Origin of the sequence: Pseudomonas sp. Leaf58 (genome assembly GCF_003627215.1) — a bacterium.
GTDB lineage: Bacteria > Pseudomonadota > Gammaproteobacteria > Pseudomonadales > Pseudomonadaceae > Aquipseudomonas.
In genome coordinates this window covers 4,369,626-4,393,554 of the sequence record NZ_CP032677.1, presented here as the reverse complement: position 1 = coordinate 4,393,554, position 23,929 = coordinate 4,369,626, and the positions used below count along the sequence as shown (strand labels likewise).

At 63.8% G+C, this 23,929-nt stretch carries 22 protein-coding genes; 9 read left to right on the top strand and 13 right to left on the bottom strand.

The genetic code is table 11. The features are described from left to right. The first annotated feature begins 3 nt into the window (after positions 1-3). Both DV532_RS20435 and DV532_RS20430 read left to right on the top strand, forming a co-directional pair. Positions 4-705, top strand: coding sequence for a lipopolysaccharide kinase InaA family protein (locus tag DV532_RS20435; protein ID WP_056801875.1), 702 nt, complete (start codon positions 4-6; stop codon positions 703-705). Further along, on the top strand, positions 702-935 hold the full coding sequence (locus DV532_RS20430) for a hypothetical protein (protein ID WP_056801877.1): 234 nt from the start codon (positions 702-704) through the stop codon (positions 933-935). Before DV532_RS20435 ends, DV532_RS20430 begins: the two co-directional genes overlap by 4 nt. A gap of 86 nt (positions 936-1,021) precedes the next feature. Here the strand turns inward: DV532_RS20430 and DV532_RS20425 are convergent, their stop codons facing one another. The 9 genes from DV532_RS20425 to DV532_RS20385 form a co-directional block, all read right to left on the bottom strand. Next, complete coding sequence (locus DV532_RS20425) at positions 1,022-4,066, bottom strand: multidrug efflux RND transporter permease subunit (protein ID WP_056801879.1); 3,045 nt, start codon at positions 4,064-4,066, stop codon at positions 1,022-1,024. A 12-nt stretch (positions 4,067-4,078) separates the two neighbouring features. Beyond that, positions 4,079-5,227: an efflux RND transporter periplasmic adaptor subunit gene (locus tag DV532_RS20420; RefSeq protein WP_056801881.1), complete on the bottom strand. Its 1,149-nt coding sequence runs from the start codon at positions 5,225-5,227 to the stop codon at positions 4,079-4,081. Positions 5,228-5,460: 233 nt separating this feature from the next. Further along, a complete protein-coding gene (locus tag DV532_RS20415; RefSeq protein ID WP_056801883.1) occupies positions 5,461-6,558 on the bottom strand; it encodes a DUF1513 domain-containing protein in 1,098 nt (365 codons plus the stop codon). 2 nt (positions 6,559-6,560) lie between these two features. After that, positions 6,561-7,625 carry an imelysin family protein gene (locus tag DV532_RS20410; RefSeq protein ID WP_056801884.1) on the bottom strand — a complete coding sequence of 355 codons (1,065 nt, stop codon included), beginning with the start codon at positions 7,623-7,625 and terminating at the stop codon, positions 6,561-6,563. Between the two features lie 20 nt (positions 7,626-7,645). Beyond that, positions 7,646-9,073, bottom strand: a complete 1,428-nt coding sequence (locus tag DV532_RS20405) for a di-heme oxidoredictase family protein (protein WP_056801886.1) — start codon at positions 9,071-9,073, stop codon at positions 7,646-7,648. Between the two features lie 258 nt (positions 9,074-9,331). After that, positions 9,332-10,669 carry an imelysin family protein gene (locus DV532_RS20400; protein ID WP_056801889.1) on the bottom strand — a complete coding sequence of 446 codons (1,338 nt, stop codon included), beginning with the start codon at positions 10,667-10,669 and terminating at the stop codon, positions 9,332-9,334. Positions 10,670-10,827: 158 nt separating this feature from the next. Next, positions 10,828-12,882: a bifunctional diguanylate cyclase/phosphodiesterase gene (locus DV532_RS20395; RefSeq protein WP_056801891.1), complete on the bottom strand. Its 2,055-nt coding sequence runs from the start codon at positions 12,880-12,882 to the stop codon at positions 10,828-10,830. Between the two features lie 226 nt (positions 12,883-13,108). Beyond that, on the bottom strand, positions 13,109-13,705 hold the full coding sequence (locus DV532_RS20390; protein ID WP_013974076.1) for a superoxide dismutase: 597 nt from the start codon (positions 13,703-13,705) through the stop codon (positions 13,109-13,111). A 238-nt stretch (positions 13,706-13,943) separates the two neighbouring features. Further along, positions 13,944-14,543, bottom strand: coding sequence for a LysE/ArgO family amino acid transporter (locus DV532_RS20385; RefSeq protein ID WP_056801892.1), 600 nt, complete (start codon positions 14,541-14,543; stop codon positions 13,944-13,946). Positions 14,544-14,647: 104 nt separating this feature from the next. Here DV532_RS20385 and DV532_RS20380 point away from each other — a divergent pair, with 104 nt between their 5' ends. The 3 genes from DV532_RS20380 to DV532_RS20370 all read left to right on the top strand — a co-directional run bounded on the left by DV532_RS20380 (position 14,648) and on the right by DV532_RS20370 (position 17,495). Continuing rightward, positions 14,648-15,538: a LysR family transcriptional regulator ArgP gene (locus DV532_RS20380; RefSeq protein WP_056801894.1), complete on the top strand. Its 891-nt coding sequence runs from the start codon at positions 14,648-14,650 to the stop codon at positions 15,536-15,538. Between the two features lie 49 nt (positions 15,539-15,587). After that, complete coding sequence (locus tag DV532_RS20375; RefSeq protein ID WP_056801895.1) at positions 15,588-16,583, top strand: NAD(P)-dependent oxidoreductase; 996 nt, start codon at positions 15,588-15,590, stop codon at positions 16,581-16,583. Between the two features lie 87 nt (positions 16,584-16,670). After that, the gene (locus DV532_RS20370) at positions 16,671-17,495 is read left to right on the top strand and encodes a hypothetical protein (protein ID WP_056801897.1); all 825 of its coding nucleotides are present in this window, start codon (positions 16,671-16,673) and stop codon (positions 17,493-17,495) included. Between the two features lie 76 nt (positions 17,496-17,571). On the opposite strand, the gene DV532_RS20365 is transcribed toward DV532_RS20370, so the two are convergent. Then, positions 17,572-18,621 carry an alkene reductase gene (locus DV532_RS20365; protein WP_056801899.1) on the bottom strand — a complete coding sequence of 350 codons (1,050 nt, stop codon included), beginning with the start codon at positions 18,619-18,621 and terminating at the stop codon, positions 17,572-17,574. Between the two features lie 13 nt (positions 18,622-18,634). Beyond that, complete coding sequence (locus DV532_RS20360) at positions 18,635-18,937, bottom strand: helix-turn-helix transcriptional regulator (protein ID WP_056801900.1); 303 nt, start codon at positions 18,935-18,937, stop codon at positions 18,635-18,637. A gap of 151 nt (positions 18,938-19,088) precedes the next feature. Here DV532_RS20360 and DV532_RS20355 point away from each other — a divergent pair, with 151 nt between their 5' ends. Continuing rightward, positions 19,089-19,673, top strand: a complete 585-nt coding sequence (locus DV532_RS20355; protein WP_056801902.1) for an ACP phosphodiesterase — start codon at positions 19,089-19,091, stop codon at positions 19,671-19,673. A 113-nt stretch (positions 19,674-19,786) separates the two neighbouring features. On the opposite strand, the gene DV532_RS20350 is transcribed toward DV532_RS20355, so the two are convergent. Beyond that, positions 19,787-20,575, bottom strand: coding sequence for a lysophospholipid acyltransferase family protein (locus DV532_RS20350; RefSeq protein ID WP_056801903.1), 789 nt, complete (start codon positions 20,573-20,575; stop codon positions 19,787-19,789). Continuing rightward, a complete protein-coding gene (gene olsB, locus DV532_RS20345; protein WP_056801909.1) occupies positions 20,575-21,330 on the bottom strand; it encodes an L-ornithine N(alpha)-acyltransferase in 756 nt (251 codons plus the stop codon). Before olsB ends, DV532_RS20350 begins: the two co-directional genes overlap by 1 nt. 156 nt (positions 21,331-21,486) lie before the next feature. Between olsB and DV532_RS20340 the strand changes: the two genes are divergently transcribed. The 3 genes from DV532_RS20340 to DV532_RS20330 all read left to right on the top strand — a co-directional run bounded on the left by DV532_RS20340 (position 21,487) and on the right by DV532_RS20330 (position 23,915). Next, positions 21,487-22,374, top strand: a complete 888-nt coding sequence (locus DV532_RS20340; protein WP_056801911.1) for a hypothetical protein — start codon at positions 21,487-21,489, stop codon at positions 22,372-22,374. A gap of 168 nt (positions 22,375-22,542) precedes the next feature. Beyond that, positions 22,543-23,622 carry a serine hydrolase gene (locus tag DV532_RS20335; RefSeq protein WP_056801912.1) on the top strand — a complete coding sequence of 360 codons (1,080 nt, stop codon included), beginning with the start codon at positions 22,543-22,545 and terminating at the stop codon, positions 23,620-23,622. After that, entirely contained in the window at positions 23,619-23,915 is a 297-nt protein-coding gene (locus DV532_RS20330; RefSeq protein ID WP_056801913.1) for a hypothetical protein, read from the top strand. The genes DV532_RS20335 and DV532_RS20330 overlap by 4 nt, the downstream gene beginning before the upstream one ends. The last annotated feature ends 14 nt before the right edge of the window (positions 23,916-23,929 follow it).

The window sequence follows — 23,929 nt, the reverse complement described above, 5'->3', positions numbered from 1 at the left end:
TTGATGGCTGTAGCCCAGAGTGGGGAGTCGCGGTTCGATTTTTACTGGCGCCAGCAGGGCGAGTGGGTCGAGGAGCCGAACCAGCGGCGCGGTGGTGAGAGCGGCGTGCAACGGCTTAACGATGCCAATGGCAAGCTGCTGTATGCCAAACGCCAGGTCGGGCATATCTACCGTAGCCTGCTGCACCCTTTTGGGCGGCCGACTGTACTGCGTGAACTCGATGCGTTGAACAGCTTCGAGCAACTGGGCGTACGTGTCCCGCGCGTCGTCTTTTGTGGTGCCGAACGCGATGCCGACCACCAGTGGCGTGCGCTGCTGGTGAGTGAAGCCCTCGACGGCTTCATCGAACTCGACACCTGGCATGCCGAAGGTGCCCGTGAGCGTTACCCGCAGGTGGTGCACGAGCGCATGCTCAAGGACCTGGCGGACAACCTGGCGCGCATGCACCTGGGGCATTGGCAGCACGGCTGCCTGTATGGCAAGCACGTATTCATCAAGGTGATTGGCGAGGGCGAGCAGGCTCGGGTCGAGGTGGCACTGCTGGACCTGGAGAAGTGCCGGCGGCGCATCAGCTGCCAGCGCGCGGCGGGTAACGACCTGCGCCAGTTGCGCCGCCATTCGTCGTTGAACGACACCGAGTGGCAGACCTTGCTCTATTTTTACCAGATGGCGTTTGGCAGCGCTGTCAAAGGGTTAGAGCGATGAAACTAGAAATAGCTCGAGCTTTGTTCCTGGTAGTAGGCCTGGCGGTGACCACCGTGGCGGTGGCTGCCTGGGAAGAGCCGAGGCCAACAGTGTTCAGCAAGGCTGAAATGGCCGACCAGTGTGCCCTGCCGCGGGAAGTGAAACCGCAGCAACAGGCCAATGTCGCGCCGGACCAGGACCTGTTGCTGTTCCTGTTCGGTATGCGCCAAGGGTTGCGGCCATTCGGTTGAGCCCGGTGTAGGTAGAAAAGCCAGAGGCCTCGCGATTGCGGGGCCTCTGGCTTTTTTGCGTCTGCCTTGCCCGCGAAAAGGCTGGGTCAGGCTATAGCGGCTTCCTTGGCTTTCGCCTTGTGCGCCAGCAAGGTGTAGATACAGGGCAGCACAAACAGGGTAAACAGCGTGCCGATCGACATCCCGGTGGCAATCACCGTACCGATGTCAAAGCGGCTGACCGCCCCCGCCCCGGTCGCCAGAATCAATGGCACCATGCCGAACACCATCGCCGCCGTGGTCATTAGCACCGGCCGCAGGCGAATCGCCGCCGCTTCCTCGATCGCCTCGCGCACGCTCAAGCCCATTTCCTCTTGCAACTGGTTGGCGAACTCGACAATCAGAATGCCGTGCTTGCTGATCAGGCCGATCAACGTCACCAGCCCAACCTGGGTATAGATGTTCATGCTCGAGATGCCCAGGAACAACGGCAGCAGCGCGCCACAGATCGACAACGGCACCGTCACCAGAATCACCAGCGGGTCGCGGAAGCTTTCGAACTGCGCGGCCAACACCAAGAAGATAATCGCCAGCGCCAGGCCGAAGGTAACCCACAGCGCGCTACCTTCCTGCACGTACTGGCGAGCTACACCGGCATAGTCGAAGGCGAAACCTTCTGGGGCCTCCTCGCGGGCGATCGCCTGCACGGTCTGCAGCGCCTCGCCCAGGCTGACCATGGGCACACCCTGGATGATCGCCGAGTTCAACTGCTGGAACTGGTTGAGCTGGCGCGGCCGGGCGCGGTCGGTGAGGGTAATCAGGGTCGACAGTGGCAGCAGTTGGCCTTGATCGTTCTTCACGTAGTAGTTGTTCAGCCAACCGGGGTTGTCGCGGTATGGCCGCTCGACCTGGGCAATCACTTTGTAGCTGCGGCCTTCGAGGGTGAAGCGGTTGATTTCCGCCTCGCCCAGCAAGGTTGCCAAGGTGCTGCCCAAGGTGTCCATCGACACCCCCATCTGCGCCGCCTTGGCGCGGTCGATATCTACCACCACCTCGGGTTTGTCGAAGGCCAGGTCGATGTCGAGGAAGGCGAACTTGCCTGACTCCTGGGCACGGGCCTTGATGCGCTGGGCCACATCCAGCAGTGCCGGGTAATCGCCCGCGGTGTTGACCACGAACTGGAATGGCAGGCCCTGCCCGGTGCCGGGCAGCGACGGCAGGTTGAAACCAAAGATCTGCAAGCCGCCAATTTCCTCGAGCTTGGCCTGCACCAGTGGCAACAGCTCCATTTGCGTGCGCTCACGCTCGTTCCAGGGCTTGAGCAGGAAGCCGCCGATACCGGTCTGCACGCCATTGAAGCCGTTGATCTGGAACGACGAGTAATACTCGGGGAAGGCCTTGAACAGCGGGGTGAATTCGTCGGTATAGGCGTTGAGGTAATCAAGGTTGGCCGTTTGCGGCGAGCTGCTCATCATGAAGATCACCCCTTGGTCCTCGTTCGGCGCCAGTTCGTTCTGGGTGAACTTCAGCAGCACCGGGATCAGGCACAGAATGATCACGGCAAACACCAGCACCACTGGCCGGCTGTCGAGGGTGGTGTGCAACAGGCGCTGGTAGCGTACCTTCAAGCGTTCGAACAGCAGGTCCAGGCGGTGGGCCAGGCCTTTGGGGTTGTGCTCTTGGCGCAGCAGCAGGGCGCACATCATCGGTGACAGGGTGAGGGCAACGATGCCGGAGATGATCACCGCACCGGCCAGGGTCAGGGCAAACTCCTTGAACAGCGCGCCGGTCAGCCCGGTAAGAAAGCCGATCGGTGCGTAAACCGCCGCCAGGGTGATGGTCATCGACACTACCGGCATGGCAATTTCGCCGGCGCCCTCCAAGGCCGCATCGAACGGCGACTTGCCTTCTTCCATGTGCCGGTGGATGTTTTCCACCACGACAATCGCATCGTCAACCACCAGGCCGATGGCCAGCACCATGGCCAGCAGGGTCAGCAGGTTGAGCGAGTAGCCCATCATTTGCATGAAGAACAGCACGCCGATCATCGACAGCGGAATGGTCACCACCGGGATCAGCACCGAACGCAGGGCACCGAGGAACAAGAACACCACCACAATGACGATCAGCACCGCTTCGCCAAGGGTCTTGATCACTTCGTCGATGGAGGCCTGGATGAACAGCGTGGCGTCGTAGGCGATCGATACCTTCAGCGCCGAGGGCAGCTGGCTTTCCAGCTCGGGCATGATGCGCCGCACTTCCTTGATCACTTCCAGCGGGTTAGCGGCCGGGGTGGCCTTGATGCCGATATAGACCGACGGCGTGCCGTCGAACGAACTGACCGTGTCGTAGTTTTCCGCGCCCATCTCCACCCGTGCCACATCGCCCAGCAGCACACGGCTGTCGCCACTGGTCTTGACGGGCAAGGCCGCGAACGCCTCGGCCGACTTCAGTTCGGTGCTGGCGTTGATGCTGGTGACCACGTATTCGCCCTTTACCTCGCCGGCCGCCGAGAGGAAGTTGTAGCGGCGTACGGCATTGGTCACGTCGGTGGCCGACAAGCCGAAGCCAGCCAGCTTGACCGGGTCGAGCCAGATGCGCATGGCGAACACCTGGTTGCCGAGGATTTCTGCCTCGGCCATACCCGGCAAAGTGGCCAGCTTGGGTTGGATGACCCGCGACAGGTAGTCGGTGATTTGCGGGTTGCTCATCTCCTTGCTGTAGAAGCTGAGGTACATCAGTGCCGAGGCATCGGCGGCTTCCTTGCTCAGCACGGGGTCTTCGGCGTTCTGGGGCAGCTTGTTACGCACTTCGTTGGCTTTGGCCAACAGCTCGGTGAACAGGCGGTCGCTGTCGGCGCCAATGCGCGCATAGATGGAAATGATCGAGAAGTTTTGCCGGCTCACCGAGGTCATGTAGTCGATACCTTCGGCGCTGGCCAGGCTTTGCTGCAGCGGCTGGGTGATATAGCCCTGGATGGTCTCGGCGTTGGCCCCGGGGTAGGCAGTGGTCACCGTGATCAGGGCGTTTTCCATTTGCGGGTACTGACGGATCTGCAGCTTGTTCCAGGCCTGAAAGCCCAGCAGCAGGATCAGCAGGCTGACTACGCTGGCCAGCACTGGGCGGCGAATGAACGGGTCGGTGAACGCCATGCCAGCCTCCTGTCAGTCGTTGCCCGCTGCGCCCTGTTCGGGCTTGAGGGCTTTGTCCTGGCCGATGCGGATCGCGGCGCCGGGGGTGAGCTTCAGTTGCCCGGCGGTCACCACTTGCTCCCCGGCCTGCAAGCCCTTGCTGACCACCACCACGCCGTCACGGCGCTCGCCGGTGTGCACCGTGCGTTGCTCGGCGGTGAGCTGCGGTTGGCCGTTGGCGTCGTTTAGCGGCTTGCCGTCCTTGTCTTTTTTCGGCGTGGCGACGTACACCGAGTTGCCATACAGGGTATAGGTGATGGCACTTTCCGGTACCACTACCTGCGGTTGTGGGTTGGGCAGCAGGATCAGCAGGTTGGCGAACATGCCCGGCAGCAGCTTGCCATCCGGGTTGGCCATGGTCGCGCGCACCAGCAGGTTACGCGTGGTTTCCTCGACCTTGGGGTTGATGGCGCTGAGGCTGGCGGGGAAGGTCTGGCCGGGGTAGGCGGCCACCTGCACCAGCACCTGTTGGCCCAGGCTCAGGTGTGGCAGGGCCTGTTCCGGTACGTTGAAGTCCACATACAAGCTGGATGTGTCCTGCAGGGTGGCGATCACCGTGCCGGCGGCCAGGTAATCGCCTACATCCACCTGGCGAATGCCGATGGTGCCGCTGAACGGGGCGCTGATGCTCTTCTTGGTCTTCGCTGCCTTTAGCTGGTCGACCACCGCCTGGTTGCGCCGGTACTGGGCGGTGAGGCGATCGAACTCGCCGCGGGATATGGCCGAGTCGCCGACCAGTTGGCTACCGCGGCCGAAGTCGACCTTGGCCAGGCCCAGGTCGGCCTGGGCGGTGCCGAGCAGGGCGGTTTCCTGGTCGTCATTGAGCTGCAGCAGCGGTTGCCGGGCCTTGACCTGTTGGCCCGAGTCGAAAAGCACGGCCTTGACGATGCCTTCAACTTCCAGGCTCAGCTCCACGCCCTGCAGCGCCTTGAGGCTGCCGACGGCGGGCAAGCGCTCTTGCCACTGGCGCTGTTCGGCCAAGGCTGCCGCCACGGTGATGGGCGGTTTGGGGGCAGTGAACATCTGGATCTGCTGGTAGATCGAAAAGGCTTTGTAACCCCCCAGGGCCAGCACGATCAGCAGAACCACGGCCAACATGATCAGCATGCGGCGGCGCAGCATAGGTCCGGTTCCTTGGATGCGGTTGTTATTCGCTTAGACACGACAACGGGCGATCCTGCCCACGTGTGGATGGGGGAAGTATTGACTGTTTTTTGGGGGAAGGGGGGGGAAATGCCTGTGCTGGCCTCTTCGCGGGCAAGCCCGCGCCTATAGAGGACGCGCAGTCAAGGGGTTGCGCGGCCCCTGTAGGCGCTGGCTTGCCCGCGAAGAGGCCGACACCGACAGCAGAAAAATCAGACCAGATGCAGGTGGTTGTCCCAGAAACCCGACGGCAGGTTCATCGGTTGCCCAACCGGTTCGGCCTTGCGGCAATCATAAAACCGGCACCGGCCCTGCCCGGAAGTGACGACAAAGCCATCCTTCACTGCGCCAACCCCGGCACAATCGGGCATCGATGCATCTAGCCGCACCGCGCCGCTGTCCAAGTCCCATACGAACAGGCGGTTGGCCCGTGGCGCGGTCAGTGCCACCAACCGAAGCTCGCTGTGGATGGCAACGCTGGCGGTGTATTGAGCCATGGCCTGCAACTGCCGCTCCGGTACCGGGAAAGCCTTGAACGGCTCCCCCGGGCGTTTGATTGCCAGCAGCTCGGCGGTTTCGTCGGCATCGCCCATGAACTGCTGGCAGGCGGCGATGGTGCCATCGCTGCCCACTGCCAGGTGGCGCACGCTGTTCATCTGCTGAGCCAGAGTTTCCTTGCTCAGCAGGGTGCCGTCGCGCTGCATCAGCACCAGGCTCGGCTGCATGGCGTCGAGGTTCATCTCCACCCGGCTTTCGGCCTCGGTGCGAATACCGCCGTTGGCCACGATCAGCGTCTCGCCGTCCGGCAGCCAGGCTACCTCGTGCGGGCCGATGCCGTGGGTAGGGAGCTCGCCGGTGTGTAGCAGGCGCTCACCCTCAAAGCGGTACACGCCGAGCACGCCCCGCCCCGGGTCGGTGGTATCGTTTTCGGTGGCATACAGCCATTCGCCACCTTTGTGCACCACCGCGTGGCCGTAGAAGTGCCGGTTGGGCTGCGAGGCAAGCGTCTGCAGCAGGCGCCCGTCGCGCAAGTCGATCAGGTAACTTTCGGTACCGGGACGGCGGGCGACGAACAGGGCGATAGGCCGCTCGGGGTGATGGATGATGGCGTGACAGCGCTGGGCAACCTGGGTGCTGAACACCTGGCTGCCGTCCAGGCGGAAACCGACGGCATAGTGCTTGCCGTCGCCATCGTCACGCGCCGAGAGCAGCAGGGGTTCGCTGCCTTTGTTGCGGAACAGGCTCCAGCCGCCCAAGGTGAGGGCGCTGAGCAATACGCTACCGAATTTGAGGGCCTGGCGTCGCAGCATGATCAGTCACCGTCGTTGGCATTGAAGCCCAGCTGTATGTTCAGCGCCTTGGCCAACTCGCCTTCATGCAGGCGCTGGACGACGTTGAGGCTGTCGTAGATCTGGTTGAGGGTTTGCTGGCCGGTGTCGTCGGCCAGCAGCTCGCCCAACGTCTTCTGGTTGTCGGCCAGCAGTTTGAGCGAGGTAGCGTAAGCGTCGTCGATCTTGTCTGCCAGGGCTTTCTGGTCGCTGGGCAGCAAGCCGCGCAGGCCCTGGTTGTCGACCCCAAGCCACACTGCTTCGGCGGCCTTGAGGCTGGCCTGCAGGCTGTTCATCGAGTTGTGGCTGCGCCAGGCTTCGGCCTGCAGCGGCTGCGGGATACCCTTGCTCTGGCGGCCCATCGGGGCCCCTAGCTTCTTCTTCAGGGTGTCCAGGGCGGTGACCTGGGCACGCAGCAGGTCGGCGATGGCTTCGTGGGAGTCGGCGTAGCGCTGATTGGGGAACTTGGTCATCTGCGAGAGCATGCCGTCGGTGCTGTTCCAGCCCTTGAGGATCTCTTCGGCCAGGGCCTTCTGGTGTTCAGCGATGGCTACCAGCAGCGGGCAGTAGCGGGCTTTCTGCTCGGCAGTGGCAATGTCCGGCTTGCTGTCGAACAAAATGTACTCATAGGCCGACAGACCCCGTACCACTACGCTGGCCTTGCCCAGGGCCGCGGCATCGACCGGCTTGTCGGCGTTGACCAGTTGCTCGACCTGGCGGCCGACCAGGTTTTTCTTGTCGGGCCAGAACTGTACCTGCCAGGCGCGGTTGCCTTCGGCCAGCGGGCCGACCAGCAGCGGTTGCAGCTCGGCCCAGGCCTTTTGCGCGTTAAGGTAGTCGGCACGGGCCTTGTCCAGGGTTTGCTTGCCTTCGCAGAAGGCCAGAGCACTGGCGGCCAGCGTGCGGTCGGCTTCGACCCAGCGGCTGTAGGTAGGCAGGATCACCTGCTTGGCGATGGCAGCGGAGGTCACGGCTTGCGGGTCCTGCGGCGAGCAGGCGCCGAGGGCGAGTGCGGCGAGGCTGGTGAACAACAGTTTGGGTCGGAACATGCCCGGCTCCTTTGCGCGTTTTAAAGTGAGTTCAGGAAAGCCAGCAACGCGGCACGCTGCTCGGCATTGAAAGTGAGTACGAAATTGCGCGCGGCCTCGGCTTCGCCACCGTGCCAAAGCACCGCTTCGAGCAGGTTGCGGGCACGCCCATCATGCAGGAACTGGCTGTGGCCACTGACGGTTTGGCTCAGGCCCACGCCCCACAGCGGCGCGGTACGCCAGTCCTGGCCATTGGCGGCGAATTCGGTGCGTTCGTCGGCCAGGCCCGGGCCCATGTCGTGCAGCAGCAGGTCGCTGTAGGGGCGGATCAACTGGTTGGCCAGCTCCGGCTCGGCGGCATTGGCAGCGGTGGTGAACTGCGGTGTATGGCAGCCTTGGCAGCCGGCCTGGTAGAACAGGTTCTTGCCCGCCAGTACTTGCGGCGAGCCCTCGTCGCGGCGAGCCGGCACGGCCAGGTTGCGGGTGTAGAAGGTGACCAGGCGCAGGATGTTGTCGCTGACTTCCTTCTCGCCATTGGCGCCATCGCCATTGGGCGCGGCCAGGCAGTCAGCCTGCGCCGGGGTGCAATCGTCGTTGGGCAGCAGGGTGGTGGTCAGGCCCATGTCGCCAGCAAAGGCGTGCACGTTCTGCTGGTTGACGTTGGGCTGCCCGGCTTTCCAGCCGAAGCGGCCGACCACGGTCTTGCCCTGCGCGTCGTCCCACACCCGGTTGGCCCGGCCGCGGATGCCGTCGCGGTTGCGGTCGTCCGGGTCCTCGTTGGCCAGCAGGTCGGCTTCGGCAATGGCTTCGAGCAGGCCCAGGCCGATCATCGGCGGTGCCACCCGTGCGGAAAAGCGGGTGTCGGGGTGCATCACGCCGTAGCCGAGCTGGCTGATCTGCAGGGCCGGCTTGCGCAGCTCGACCTGGTGGCCGTCCTCGAACGACACGGTTTCGCCGGTGTAGCTCACCCGCACCTTGCCTTCGGGCGCTACGCCGGGGACGGCCATGTCTTGCAGCTGGGTGCCATACACCGGCTCTGGCACCACGCCCAGACGCTCGACCACCTTGGCCAGGTACGGCTGGTCGGGTATCGACAGGCGTACCAGCATCGACACGGCATTGCTGTCGCCTGGCTCTGGCGGGTGGCCACGGCCGTCGCGTACGTGGCAGTTCTGGCAGGCATTGGTGTTGAACAGCGGGCCCAAACCGTCGCGCGCGGTGGTGGTGGACGGGGCGATTACCCAGGGGCTGCGGAAGAAGCTGTTGCCTACGGCGAAGTCCAGGCGCCGTTCTGGCGAGAGGTTGGCCGAAGGCAGGGAATAAGCGTTGCGATCGCTGCGCAGCACGGTGGCCTGGCCACCCGACAACGCTTCGCCGGGCTCGGCCTGGGTGAAACGCGGGGCGTCGTCACAGGCGGCGAGGGCAAAGGCCAGCAGCAGAGGGGTGCGGCGGAACAGCGACAAGGACATCGAAAATCCTGGGCGTGAGCGAAAAACCGGCGTGCAAGCTTAGCAGGGTGATGGAATTTGAATAAGAGCAATTTGCAATTGCTGGATGAAATCGGTGTCAGCTAGCCATGTTCATTTGCTGGCTGTGCCGGCCTCTTCGCGGGCAAGCCCGCTCCTACCGGGATTTCACCGGCCGTGTAGGGGCGGCTTGCCCGCGAAAGGGCCGGAAGCAAAAAAGGCGACCCGAAGGCCGCCTCTTTCAGAACCACTACAGCAGGGTCAGAACTCGTGATCCGCAGTATCCGGGTTCAGGTTGGCAATGCCCAGCTTGCCCGCAGCCTGCTCGATCGCACCGGTCTGCTTGACCAGTGCGGCGATGGCGTCACGCACGATCTGGTTGCCGGCGGTGTTGTCGGCGGCGATCAGCTGGTCGTAGTGCTCGCCTTTGAGGGCGTGGTCGACGATCACCTGGAGCTTGGCTTCGGTGGCTTCCAGGTCGGCCTTGAGGGTGGCGTCGGCGGCCGGGTCAGCCTTGGCTACCAGCGACGACAGGCTCGGCCCGGTCACCTTGCTGCCGTCTGGGCGGGTGTACTCGCCGAGGTAGACGTTGCGGATGCCCTTAGCGTCGTAGAAGTGCGAGTAGTGGGTGTTGTCGCTGAAGCAGTCTTGCTCGTCTTCCGGCGAGTTGGCTTCCAGCGAAACCTTCATGCGCTCACCCGCCAGTTCACCCAGCGACAGGCTGCCCATGCCGAACATCATCTTGCGCAGGCCGTCGCTGACCGGCTCGGCTTCCAGCTTGGCGCGGTAATTGTCGGCGACGTTCGGTGCCCAGTTGCCGACCATCTCTTCGAGGTCTTTGACCAGCAGCTCGGTGACCGCTTTCAGGTAGGCACGGCGGCGGTCGTTGTGGCTGCCCGTGGCGCCCTGGCCTTCCAGGTAGTCCGAGGCCGGGCGGTTGCCCGCGCCGGGGCCAGTGCCGTTCAGGTCCTGGCCCCAGAGCAGGAACTCGATGGCGTGGTAGCCAGTGGCGACGTTGGCCTCGGAACCGCCCAGCTCGTTCAGGCTGGCCAGCTTCTCGGGGGTGATGGCCTTGACGTCGACCTTCTCTTCGCCCACCTGGATCTCGGTGTTGGCAATGATATTGGCGCTGGCCGCTGGGTTGCCCAAGGCGTGCTCGTAGCTGTTGTCGACGTAGTCGATCAGGCCTTCGTCCAGCGGCCAGGCGTTCACCTGGCCTTCCCAATCGTCGATGATGGTGTTGCCGAAGCGGAACGCTTCGCTCTGCAGGTACGGTACGCGCGCGGCGAACCAGGCTTGCTTGGCGGCTTTCAGGGTTTCGTCGTTGGGCTTGGCCAGGAACGCGTCGACCGCAGCCTGCAGCGCCTGAGCGGTGCTCAGCGCGTCACTGTATACGGCGTAGACCAGCTCGTTGTAATGCTTGACCACGGCTTTGCCAGCGGCTTCGTCGACAGCCCCAGGCGCGGCAGCGGTGGTGCTGGCGGCAGCAGGTGCCTGGGCTTGCGGCGCGGCGGCCTTGTCGTCCTTGCCTTCACCGCAACCGGCGAGAGCGATGGCAATGGCCAGCAGACTGGCGGAGGCCAGAGGCATTCGAATCATTGTTGGGTTTCCTGCGTCGTGTGGTTGGACCAAGGGGGACCGTGCGCCGTGGCACGCGAAACGACAACATCATGCGAAAGATTTGCATTTGCTGTAAAGGGGGCAGGCAAGCAATTCGTGTAAATGCCGGTCACGGGCGGTAACCGCAGGCGGTGGCGTCAGAACATCGAAACCTGGTTGCGCTGTGCCTGCTTGAGGAAGTTGGTCAGTTCACGGGCCGACAGCGGCTTACTGTAGTGGTAGCCCTGGCCCTCGTGGCAGCCCTGGGCAATGATGTAGGTTTCCTGCTCGGCGGTTTCCACGCCTTCAGCGATCACCTGCATGCCCAGGCTCTTGCCCAGCTGAATGATGGCGCGAACGATGGTGGCATCGTCGTCATCGTCCAGCAGGTCCTGGACGAAGCTCTTGTCGATTTTGATCTTGTCCAGCGGCAGCGACTTCAAATAGCTGAGCGATGAGTAGCCGGTGCCGAAGTCGTCAATGGCAATCAGCGCGCCAGAGCGGCGCAGGCTCAGCAGGTGTTGGGCGGCGGTGCTGATGTCTTCCATCAGGCCGGTCTCGGTGACTTCCAGCTCCAGGCTGCGCGGCGGCAGGCGGTAGGCTTGCAGCAAGTTGTTGACCACCCGCGGTAGCTCGCTGTGGTGCAGCTGCACGGTGGACAGGTTGACCGCCATGCGCAGGTCGCTGAAGCCCATGTCGTGCCATTCGCGCAGTTGCCGGCAGGCCTGGTCGAGCACCCATTCGCCAATGCTGATGATGCTGCCGTTCTGTTCGGCCAGGGGGATGAACTGGTCTGGCGGCACCATGCCCAGCTGCGGGTGCTGCCAGCGCAGCAGGGCTTCGACACCGACTACGCGGTGGTCGCGGTAGCTGATCTGTGGCTGGTACACCAGGTACAGCTGGTTGCGCGGCAGGGCTTCGCGCAGGTCCTTTTCCAGCTCGCGGCGGCGGCGCATCTCGCTGTCGACGCTGGCGATGTAGAACTGGTAGCGGTTGCGCGAACGGGCCTTGGCCAGGGTCATGGTCTGTTCGGCTTTCTGCAGCAGCTTCTCGGTGCTGTCGCCGTCTTCGGGGAACAGGGTGATGCCGATGGTGGCGCGTAGGCGGATTTGCTGGTGGTGGTCGAGGTCGAACGGCACTTCCAGGTCGTCGAGGATGCTCTGCGCCAGTTCGGCCGCCTCGTAGGGCTGTTCGATATTGGCCTGCACCAGGGCGAACTGGTCACCACCCAGCCGTGCCAGCGCGCCCAGGCGGCCACTATGGGCGCGCAGGCGATCGGCTAGGGCCAGGAGCAACTGGTCGCCGACCTGGTAGCTGAACTGCTCGTTGATGCCCTTGAAATCATCCAGGCCCACGCACAGCACCGCCACCCGGTGCTGCAGGCGGCCGCCGTCGACGAGGATCTTGTCCAGTTGCTGCTGCAACTGCTGGCGGTTGGGCAGGCCGGTGAGGAAATCGTACTGGGCCATACGTTGTAGGCTGTTTTCCGCCTCGTGGCGCAGGTGGGTGTTGCGCTCGATCGAGGCCAGCAACTGGTTGGCGGTATTGACCCACAGGCCCAGTTCGTTCTTTTCGTGGCCCTTGAGCAGTGGCAGCTGGTGCTGGCTGGGGCGGTCGGGGTTGATCTGGGTGAGGTGCTCGATGATCTTCGACAGCGGTTTGGTCAGCAGCCAGTGATAGACCAGGTACAGCACCAGGCCCATGGCCAAGGCTCGCAGCACGCCGGAAATGAAGATGATCACGGCGTTGATCAGGAAATCTTCGCCGTAGGCCGAAGTGTCGAGAGTGATGCTGAGGTCGCCATAATATTCACTGTAAGGGCCACGGCCGACCAGTTGCGTGGTGTAGGTGCGTTCCTGGCCGAGGATCAGGTCGGTCAGCCAGCGCATCGACATGTCCTGCAACGGGCGGGACTTTTCTGCCAGCATGGTTTCGTTGGGGTGGCCAATAGAGGCCATTCGCACCGATTCGTCCTGGAACAGGCCTTCCATCACCTGCATGCCCATTTCACGGTCAAGGCTATACACCGCCTGGGTCGAGGGGTCGCGGAACATGTCGAGGATGCGCTGGGCATCATTGTTCACGGCCTGGCGGGTCTTGTAGGTGTCGTAGAGGATTTGCGCACAGCTGAGTACCACGCCGACCGCCAGCGCGCACAGCAGCACGACCCTGAGCAACTTGACCGACAAGCTGTTCCGCAATTCCAGCTTCAATGGGGTTTCCTTAATCCATGCGCATGGCATCATTTTGCCATCAACGATGACTATACACTACCGGACGACCATGACCAGTGTATCGGTTGCCTGACCCCGCAACTTGAGTGCGCTGTATCAATCTTCCAGAGGTTTGATGTTAGCGCGCTATGCGGGCTGAGCAAGCAAAACCGTGGCACAAAAAAACCCGGCACATGGCCGGGTTTTTTGTTCAAGGCTGAATGACTCAGGCCTTGAAGGTCTTGCCTTCGAACTGTTCGGCAACGAAGGCCCAGTTGACCAGGTTCCAGAACGCCTCGACGTACTTCGGACGCAGGTTGCGGTAGTCGATGTAGTAGGCGTGTTCCCAGACGTCGCAGGTCAGCAGCGGGGTGTCGCCGCTGGTCAGCGGGCAGCCGGCGCCGATGGTGCTGGCCAGGGCCAGGGAACCGTCAGCTTTCTTCACCAGCCAGCCCCAGCCGGAACCGAAGGTGCCAACCGAAGTCTTGGTGAACTCTTCCTTGAACTTGTCGAAGGAACCGAAAGCGGCGTTGATGGCGTCAGCCAGGGCACCGGTCGGCTGGCCACCGGCGTTTGGTGCCAGGCAGTTCCAGTAGAAGGTGTGGTTCCAGACTTGAGCCGCGTTGTTGAAGATGCCGCCCGAAGAGCTCTTGACGATCTCTTCCAGGGTCTTGCCTTCGAATTCGGTGCCTGGGACCAGGTTGTTCAGGTTCACGACATAGGTGTTGTGGTGCTTGTCGTGGTGATACTCCAGGGTTTCCTTGGAGATGTGCGGCTGCAGGGCATCGTGGGCGTACGGCAGCGGCGGCAATTCAAAAGCCATGGTGGATCTCCTGATTCAGGTCTGTTTGCGGTTTGCGCAAGGCCGGTCACGGGCGGCCCGATAAGCGTCGGCGAGTTTGAACTCTTTGCGACGCAAGGGCTGGATCATAGCACCGGGCCCGGCGCATAACCACGCAACAAAGATAGGGAATAGAGCTTCCAGAGCGGTTGGCGGGTGGCGACCGGTGGTGGTCGTTTCCAGGCTGGCAGACGTACACCGGCTCTTGTAGGCCCTGCGGTCAGTTGAAGATCAGCTGCGCTGCCACCGCGAACATCATCACCGCCACCATCAGGTCGAGCATGCGCCAGGTCGCCGGGCGTGCCAGCCACGGTGCCAACCAGGCCGCGCCGATCGCCAGGGTAGAGAACCACAGCAGCGAGGCGCTGGCCGCGCCGGCCACGTAAGCACCAGGCGCAGTCTGCTGGGCACCCAGCGAGCCGATCAGCAAGACCGTGTCGAGGTACACGTGCGGGTTCAGCAGCGTCACCGCCAAGGCACTGAGCAGTACGGCGCGGCGCGAGCGCGTACCTTGGCCTTGCTGGTGCTGCAGGCTCTGCTTGGAACAGGCACTGCGCAACGCTTTGGCGCCATACCAGATCAGGAACACAGCGCCGCCCCAGCGGGCCACCGCCAGCAAGGTCGGGTTGTGCGCCAGCACCGTCGCCAGGCCGAACACCCCGGCGGCCACCAGGATCGCGTCACAGACGATGCACAGCGCCGCCACCGGCAGGTGATGCTCGCGGCGCAGGCTCTGGGCGAGGACGAAGGCGTTCTGGGCACCGATGGCCATGATCAGGCCGAAGGCCACGAGCATGCCGTTGAGATAGCTTTGCCACATGGCGTGCTCTCCAAAAATGAATGGCAATAAAAGTTGTTGGCCATTGTGATTAGCTGCGCTGTATAAGAAAAACAAATAAAGCTGATCTGGCATTAGGAAAATCGATGTTCGACTACAAGCTGCTGGCCGCCCTTGCGGCGGTGATCGAACAAGGTGGTTTCGAGCGCGCGGCGCAGGTGCTGGGTTTGTCGCAGTCGGCCATATCCCAACGCATCAAACTGCTGGAAGCACGCGTCGGCCAGCCGGTGCTGGTGCGTGCCACCCCGCCCAGCCCGACCGAGGTCGGCCGCCAGCTGCTCAACCATGTGCAGCAGGTGCGCCTACTCGAGCGCGACCTGCAGCGCCAGGTGCCGGCGCTGGGCGAGGAGGGCATGCCGGAGCGCCTGCGCATTGCCCTCAATGCCGACAGCCTAGCCACCTGGTGGGCCGACGCGGTGGGCAACTTCTGCGCGCAGCAGAATGTGCTGACCGACTTGGTGGTGGAAGACCAGGAAGTGGGGTTGAAACGCATGCGTGCGGGTGAGGTAGCGGCCTGCCTGTGCGGCAGCGAGCGGCCCGTGGCCGGAGCGCGCAGTTTGCCACTCGGCGCCATGCGCTACCGGGCGTTGGCCAGCCCGGGGTTCATGGCACGGCATTTTGCACAGGGGTTCATGGCCAGCCGCCTGGCCCGCACCCCGGCGATCGTGTACGGCCCGGACGACTTCCTGCAGCACCGCTACCTGGCATCGCTGGGCATCGAGGGCGGTTTTCTGCACCACCTGTGCCCGTCCTCCGAAGGCTTCCTGCGCATGACCGAAGCCGGCTTGGGCTGGGGCCTGGTGCCCGAGCTGCAGGCCCGCGAGCAACTGGCCAGCGGCCAATTGGTGGAAATCTGCAGCGATACCCCCATCGATGTGCCGCTGTACTGGCATCATTGGCGCAATGGCGGGCAATTGCTCGCGCAACTGACAGACCACCTGCGGCACACCGCACGGCAATGGCTGGTGCCCTTGTAGCCCCGGCTGGCGTCAGCTGCATCTGAAATCTGGCAAGACGGAGTGTTACATGCGAATTCTGGTCACCGGCGCGAGTGGCTTCATAGGCGGGCGCTTTGCGCGCGTTGCTCTGGAGCAAGGCCTGGACGTGCGGGTCAGCGGCCGCCGCGCCGAAGGGGTCGAGCACCTGGTCAAGCGCGGCGCCCAGTTCATCCCCGGCGACCTGGCTGATGCCGAGCTGGCGCGCCGCTTGTGCCAGGGCGTCGAAGCCGTGGTGCACTGCGCCGGTGCGGTGGGCAACTGGGGGCGCTACCAGGACTTCTACCAAGGCAATGTGGTGGTCACCGAGAACGTGGTCGAGGGCTGTTTGAAGGAGCACGTGCGACGCTTGGTGCACTTGTCTTCGCCGTCGATCTATTTCAATGGCCGCTCGCGCCTGGACATTCGCGAGGATCAGGTGCCGCGTCGCTTCCACGACCACTATGCGCAGACCAAGTACCTGGCTGAGCAAAAAGTGTTCGGCGCCCAGGAGTTTGGCCTCGAAGTGCTTGCGCTGCGCCCGCGCTTGGTCACCGGCGCCGGCGATGCCACTATCTTCCCGCGGCTGATGCAGATGCAGCGCAAGGGCCGCGTGGCGATCATCGGCAACGGCCTGAACAAAGTCGATTTCACCAGTGTGCACAACCTCAACGAGGCACTGCTCAGTGCCCTGTTCGCCGACGACCGGGCCTTGGGCCAGGCCTACAACATCAGCAACGGCCAGCCGCTGCCGCTGTGGGACGTGGTCAACTATGTGATGCGCCAGATGCAGCTGCCACAGGTTACCCGCTACCGTTCCTACGGCCTGGCCTACAGCCTGGCCGCACTGAACGAGGCAGCCTGCCTGTTGTGGCCGGGGCGCCCACAGCCGACCCTGTCGCGTTTGGGCATGCAGGTCATGAGCCGCGATTTCACCCTGGATATCAGCCGCGCCCGGCAATACCTGGACTACCAGCCCAAGGTCAGCCTGTGGACCGCGCTGGATGAATTTTGTGGCTGGTGGAAGCATCAGCCGCCTGGCCAGTGAACCTGGCGCCCGGATGATGGTCATCAGTGCGCCGCGCGAGCGGTTTATACTCCTGTCTCTTTGCTATCACCGCGGTTGAACCTACCCATGCGCCACGATGCTCACGACGATTTCGATGATGTGCCTGCCTTGCGGGCCGGTACCCCTGATGATGACGAGTTGTTGCCTGCGCACGTGTCGCGCAGCCGCCAAAGGGCGGCCAGGCCTGCCAACACGGGGGCGTTGTGGGCCTTGCTGGGGGCGTCGTTCATCGCCCTGGCGGGGCTGGGGTGGTGGAGCTTTCAGCAGATTTCGCTGATGGAGCAGCAACTGGTGGCCACCCAGGAAAGCTTTGCCCGCATCAGCGAAGACGCTGCCGGGCGTTTGCAGGCGATCAGCGGCAAGATCGATGCCAGCGAATCGTCGGTCAGCACCGGCAGCGAGGCGCTGAAGCTGCAGATCCGTCAGCTGCAGGCCAACCTGGCCGAGCAGGGTAAACAGCAACAAGGTGTGGCCGGGCAAGCGGGCGACTTGGGCAAGCGCCTGGAGCAGGTGCTGGCAGATACCCGTGAGCAGCAGAAGGCCGTAACCGAACTGCAGGGCCAGTTGCAGGCGCAACTGAAGGCGGTGAATGCCGAACTGCTGGCATTGAAGTCGGGCCAGGTGGATGGCGGCAAGCTCGATGGGCAACTGAAGAGCTTGAGCGACGAGGTGGCTGCGCTGAAGAAACAGGGCAACCACGCGGCGGCCATCGAAAGCCTGGAGCAGGATGTGCTGGTGCTCAAGACCCAAATGGATAACCGCCCGGCGGCGGCGTCGAGTGGGGCTTCAGTGCAGGAGTTCGATGCGTTCCGTGGGCAGACCACGCGCAACCTGAACACCCTGCAGAGCCAGATTCAGAACCTGCAACAGCAGATCAGCGCCCGGCCTTAAGTTCACCTGGGCCTTCTTCGCAGGCAAGCCCGCTCCTACAGTTGTGGGCGCGGGCTTGCCTGCGAAGAGCCGTCGATCACAACCGCGGATAATCGATATACCCCACCGGCCCCCTGCCATAGAAGGTCTCTGGCCGCGCTTCATTCAATGGCGCATCCGCCGCCAGCCGCGCCGGCAGGTCAGGGTTGGCGATGAACGGCACGCCAAACGCCACCGCGTCTGCTTTGCCATGCGCCAAGGCTGCATTGGCACTGGCCTTGTCAAACCGCTCGTTGACGATGTACGGGCCACCGAACGCTGCCTTGATCAGTGGGCCGATGCTGTCATCGGCTTCCTTTTCCCGCGAGCAGATGAAGGCGATGCCGCGCTTGCCCAACTCGCGTGCCACGTAGGTGAAGGTTTCTGCGCGGTTTGCATCGCCCATGTCATGGGCATCGGCGCGTGGCGCCAGGTGCACGCCGACACGGCCGGCCCCCCACACATCGATGGCCGCATCGGTCACTTCCAGCAGCAGGCGTGCACGGTTCTCCAGCGAGCCACCGTAACGGTCGGTGCGCTGGTTGGTGCTGCTTTGCAGGAACTGGTCGAGCAGGTAGCCGTTGGCAGCGTGGATTTCCACACCATCGAAACCGGCAGCCTTGGCATTCTCGGCAGCGCTGCGGTAGGCCTCGACGATGTCGGTGAGCTCTTCGGTTTCCAGCGCGCGTGGGGTGGGGTAGTCACTGAGCGGGCGCACCAGGCTCACATGGCCCTTGGGCTGGATCGCGCTGGGGGCTACCGGCAGCTCACCGTTCAGGTAGCTGGGGTGGGAGATGCGGCCCACGTGCCACAGCTGCAGGAAAATACGCCCGCCAGCGGCATGCACGGCCTTGGTCACATTGTTCCAGCCACGCACCTGTTCATCGTTCCAGATGCCAGGGGTATCCGGGTAGCCGACGCCCATGGCGCTGACCGAGGTCGCCTCGCTGAGGATCAGCCCGGCGCTGGCGCGCTGCACGTAGTATTCGGCCATCAACGCGTTGGGCACGCGGCCTTCATCGGCGCGGCAGCGGGTGAGCGGGGCCATGATGATGCGGTTGGGCAGTTGCAGGTCGCCCAGGGTGATCGGATCGAAAAGCGTGGTCATAAAGGTTACCTGTTCAGAGTGCTTGGCGCAGTTGTTCGAGGAACGCCTGGATAGTGGCCTCGTCGCGTTTGAAGAAGTGCCATTGGCCGATCTTCTGGCTGCTGATCAGCCCGGCGCGCTGCAAGGTGGCCAGGTGGGCGGAGACCGTCGACTGCGACAGGCCGCAGCGTTGGTCGATCTGCCCGGCACATACACCGTGCTCGGTGCTGTGGTACTGGTCGGGAAATTGCGCTGCCGGGTCTTTCAGCCAGCTGAGGATTTCTCGCCTGACCGGGTGGGCCAGCGCTTTTATGATTTCGTCGAGATCGAGAGGCATTGGGTTAAGGCTCGTTGTAGCGGTATATCGCGATAGGACGAAATGTAAATCGTGGTTTCCCGATATACAAATACCGAGAGGTTCTGAGCTGAGCACGAATCGCTATATCGCGTTATAACGATATAAAGCCGTGCGGTGTTAGACTGCGTTCATGAACTACCTCGCACACCTGCACCTGGGCGGCCCGGCGCCGCAACAACTGCTTGGCAGCCTGTACGGCGATTTTGTCAAAGGCTCGCTGGAAGGGCGCTTCCCGCCTGCGCTGGAGGCGGCCATTCGGCTGCACCGGCATATCGACAGCTATACCGACCAGCACCCCTTGGTGTTAGCCGCGTTGGCGCGCTTTCCGCGTGAGCGGCGGCGCTTTGCCGGTATTGTCCTGGATGTGTTCTTCGACCACTGCCTGGCACTGCATTGGCACGACTATGCCGAGCAACCGCTGGCGCAGTTCACCGGCGCCTTTTATCGGGTGCTGCTGGCAGAGCCGGAGTTGCCGGGGCGGCTGGCGCGGATTGCGCCGTTCATGGCGGCGGATGACTGGCTGGGGGCGTATGGCGACTTTGCCACGCTGGAGCAGGTGTTCAATGGCATTGCCCGGAGGCTGTCACGGCCCGAAGGGATGGTTGGGGTGATGGGCGAGCTGGAGCGTTTGTATGAGCCGCTGCTGGCCGACTTCAAGGCGTTTTACCCGCAGTTGCAGGCATTTGCGGCGGCAGGGCGAATGCCTGGCAGTTAGGGTTGTGTCGCCTGTGCTGGCCGCTTTGCGGGTAAACCCGCACCTACTGGTTAAAGTGCCCCGGTAGGAGCGGGTTTACCCGCGAAAAGGCCAGCACGAACGGTGCAAAATACTCAGGCAGCCCGCGCCTGCCGCCGTGGCACCACCTCAACCTCTGCAACCCCGAACAGCGCCAGCTGAACCGCCTGCTGCGCCTGCAACGCCAGCACCGCACGCTCCTTGCCCACGCTGCCAATGGGCGGCAACAGGTGAATGCACACCTCGCCCCGGGGCTGGGCAAACAGGCGCATCAGGTGCGACACCAGGTCATCATCACCAATAAAGGGCGCAATCGGGTCGATCTGGCCGTCGCGCAGGTATTGGATAGCTACCGGTTGTACCGCCACACCGCGGTCGATGGCGCCTGCCAGCAGGCGGCCATGGAAGGTGCGCAGGGTGCGGCCGTTGGTGGTGGTGCCTTCGGGGAAGATCAGCAGCGGCCGGGCCAGGCCTAGTTGCCCGGCAATCTGTTCGCGCAGGCGTTGACTGTCACCACCGCCACGGCGGATGAACAGCGTGCCGGCTTTTTCCGCCAGCCAGCCGGCCACCGGCCAGTGGCGCACTTCGGCCTTGGACAGGAACGACAGCGGTAGCAGCATGCCGAGCAGGGGAATGTCGGTCCAGGATACGTGGTTGCTCACCCACAGCATCGGCCGCTGCGGCAGCTCGCCCATCACCCGTACGTCGAAGGGCAGGGCTGCGACCAGGCGTTTCATGAACAGGCGGGTCCAGCGCTGGCGGCGCTCGATGGGCGCCTTGAACCCCAGGCGTTCGCCCAAGGCGATCACGCTCGCCATCAGCATGCCCAACAGCAGTACCCACAGCAGCCGAGCCAGGCGGGCCAGTACCCGCAGCTTCGCCATCAGACCGCTGCCTTGAAGTGGCGGGCGTAACGTGGGCACAGTTCGTCGCGCTTGAGCAGGATGAATACGTCGGCCACCTGGAAGTCCTGGTCCCAACACGGCTCGCCGCAGATTTTTGCACCCAGGCGCATATAGGCCTTGAGCAGCGGTGGCATTTCGGCGATGACGTTGCCGGGTAAGGCCAGCTTGGGCAACGGGTTTTTCGGTTCGGCACGTAGGTGTTCGGTGCACAAGTAGCGGTCGCGCAGGCGCTGCATCACGGCGTGGGCCTGCACCCCGCCATCCTGCATGGGAATGCTGGCGCAACCCATCAGGTAGCTGTAACCGCCCTCGTTGAGCACTTCGGCCAGTTCGCCCCAAAGCACGGCAATGGTGCCGCCGTTACGGTAGTTGGGGGCCACGCACGTGCGGCCTAGCTCCAGGATCGGGCCCTGCAATTGCAACAGGCCGTGCAGGCTGAACTCTTCTTCGCTGTAGAAGCGCCCCAGGCTGCTGGCGGCCTGGTGGTCGAGCAGGCGGGTGGTGGCGACCAGCTCGCCGGTGCTCAGGTCGCGTACGCCAATGTGGCGGCAATGCACGTCGTAGTCGTCCATGTCCAGGCCCTGCTCGGCACCTTTGAGCTTGGCCTTGAATTCTGCGCTGAACACTTTGTAGCGTAGGGCCTGGGCTTCGTGCAGGGCCGCAGCGCCAACCAGGCGTTCGGCTTGCAGACGGCGTTCGGTGCTGGTGTCACCAGCGTGAGCGATCCGAGTCATTACGAGTCTCCATAAGCCAGCCATGAAGGGTTGCGGCCGGTCGGCTTTGTTGTGCAAAGTCAGCCTAGGTAGACGCGGTGTCACCTCGGTGAATCTTTGGTGATGCTTGCGTGACACCCCTGAGCCTTAACTGAAGCCCCTGCAAGGAGCCGCTCCATGGCCTGGTTGCAACGACTCAACGACCCGCTGCGCCAAACGCTGGCGGGCACTCTGGGCGAAACCTACGCGGCGCTGCTCGAGCGCCTTGGCCAGGTTGCCCCGTTCGAACTGGCGGTACTGGGCGGGCGCGCGATGGCCACGCCGGGCCTGGCGTTTTTGGTGGGTTACCAAGCCGCCTTGCGTGTGCTGTGGCCCAGCGCACCGGCCAGCCTCGGCGCCCTCTGCGCCACCGAGCGGCGCAGCGTGCGCCCGGCGGACATGCGCACGCGCCTGGACGGGTTGCGGCTGACGGGCAGTAAAGATTTCGTCACCGCGGGCCTGGACGCAGAGTGGCTGCTGGTGGCGGCGCGCAGCGAGGTGGCGGGCGCGGCGCCGCACTTGAACCTGGCGGTGGTCTACCCCGGGGAGCCAGGGGTGACGCTGGAAGCGCTGCCAACCCTGCCGCTGATGCCGGAGGTGGGCCATGGCCGATTGCTGCTGGAGCAAGCGGCGTGCGAGTTGCTGGCGGGGGATGGTTGGGATGCCTACGTGAAGCCGTTCCGCTCACTGGAGGATTTGTATGTGCTCGCGGCACTGACGGCCTGGCTGTATGGCGTGGGGCAGGAGAGCGCCTGGCCACAGGGCCTGCGCCTGCGCTTGCTTGGGCTGCTGGCGGGGTGTGCTGAGGGTAGCCGGCAGTGTGCCGATAGTGTTGGCTGCCATTTGTTGCTGGGCGGGTTGTTTGCACAGTTTCAGGCGCTGCGGGGGGAGATCGATGCGGCGTTGGCGGCGGGGCCAGTGCATTGGGCCGAGATTTGGCAGCGCGACCAAGGGGTGATGGCGTTAGCGGCGGCGGCGCGGGAGAAGCGGTTGAACAAGGCGTGGGCTGCTGCGGGATTGTCATGAGCAGCCGGTAGGCTTGTGTGAACCTATGAATCCTGGGGCCGCTTTGCGGCCCATCGCCGGCAAGCCAGCTCCCACATCGACAGCATCGACCTCAAGCCTTGAGCAGTACCTGTGGGAGCTGGCTTGCCGGCGATGGGCTGCATCGCAGCCTCAAAAAAGGCGCACATGATGAAGGCTCTCCTGCTGACACTGGCGATGGTTACGGGTTGCGCATGGGCCGAAGACTGGCCCCAACCCGACTGGCCCATCGACAACGCCACCCTCAACTGGCAAGCCGTCGACGCCTACGCCTTCCCAGCATCCACCAGCCCCGCACGCAGCGGTATCCGCACCGACGCCCTGCTGATCATCCGCGACGGCCGCATCCTCCACGAACGCTACAGCGCTCCCACCAGCGTCGCCACCGCTCACCTCACTTGGTCGGTAAGCAAGAGCGTGTTGGCCACGCTACTGGGCGTGGCCCAGGGCGAGGGACGTTTTCAGCTGCAGGACCCGGTCAGCCGCTACTACCCGGCGATGCGCGCCCACCCCGGCGTGCGCATGGCCGACCTGTTGCACTGGGCCAGCGGCCTGGACTGGCAGGAAGGCTACGAATACACCCCGCTCAAGTCCTCGGTAGTGGCCATGCTGTATACCCGTGGCCGCCAGGACATGGCAGCGTACACCGCAGCGCAGGGCACGGCGGCCAACCCAGGCCAGCGGTTTCTCTATTCCAGTGGTGACAGCAACCTGCTGGCCGCCGCGCTGCGCGGCATGCTCGATGCCGACCAGTACGCCGATTACCCCTGGCACGCGCTGTTCACCCCGTTGGGGATCGGCAGTGCGGTGTGGGAACGGGACCGGGCGGGTACCTACGTGGGCTCTTCCTACTTGTACCTCACAGCCCGTGACCTGGCGCGCATCGGCCTGTTGATGCAGCGCGATGGGCGCTGGCAGGGCCGGCAATTGCTGCCCAAAGCCTGGGTTGCCTTCAACCGCATGCCGTTTACCCACGCCGCAACCGTGCCCGGCGAGGCTAACCCCGGCGGCCACTGGTGGCTCAACCAGCCGCTGCTTGGCGCCCCACGGCCTTGGCCGAATGCGCCGGCAGATACTTACGCCGCCCTCGGCCATTGGGGCCAGGCGCTGTATGTGCTGCCTGCGCACAAGCTGGTGATCGTGCGTTATGCCGATGACCGCGACGGCAGCTACCAGCACGACGAACTGCTCAAGCGCATACTGGCGACGTTGGCCGGGGAGGGCGCATGAAGCGGGGCCTGCTACTGGTGATGCTGGGGCTGTTGTACTGGGCCTGGCACGAACGGCAGGCGCTGGCGGACTTCCCCGGCATCCTGTCGGCCTACTCGGCCAAGGAATACTGCTCGTGCCGCTTCGTCATGGGTTTTGCCCCGGCGTATTGCCAAGGCTATGTGAAGCAATGGCTGCCGTTGAGCCTGCTGGAGGAAAACAGCCAGCAGCGGCAAGTCACCGCCGAGGGCCTGGGGCGGCGCAACCAGGCGGCCTGGCAAGGCCCGCGCGAGGGCTGCCGCTTGCTGCCGTGAAGGCGGGCGGGTAA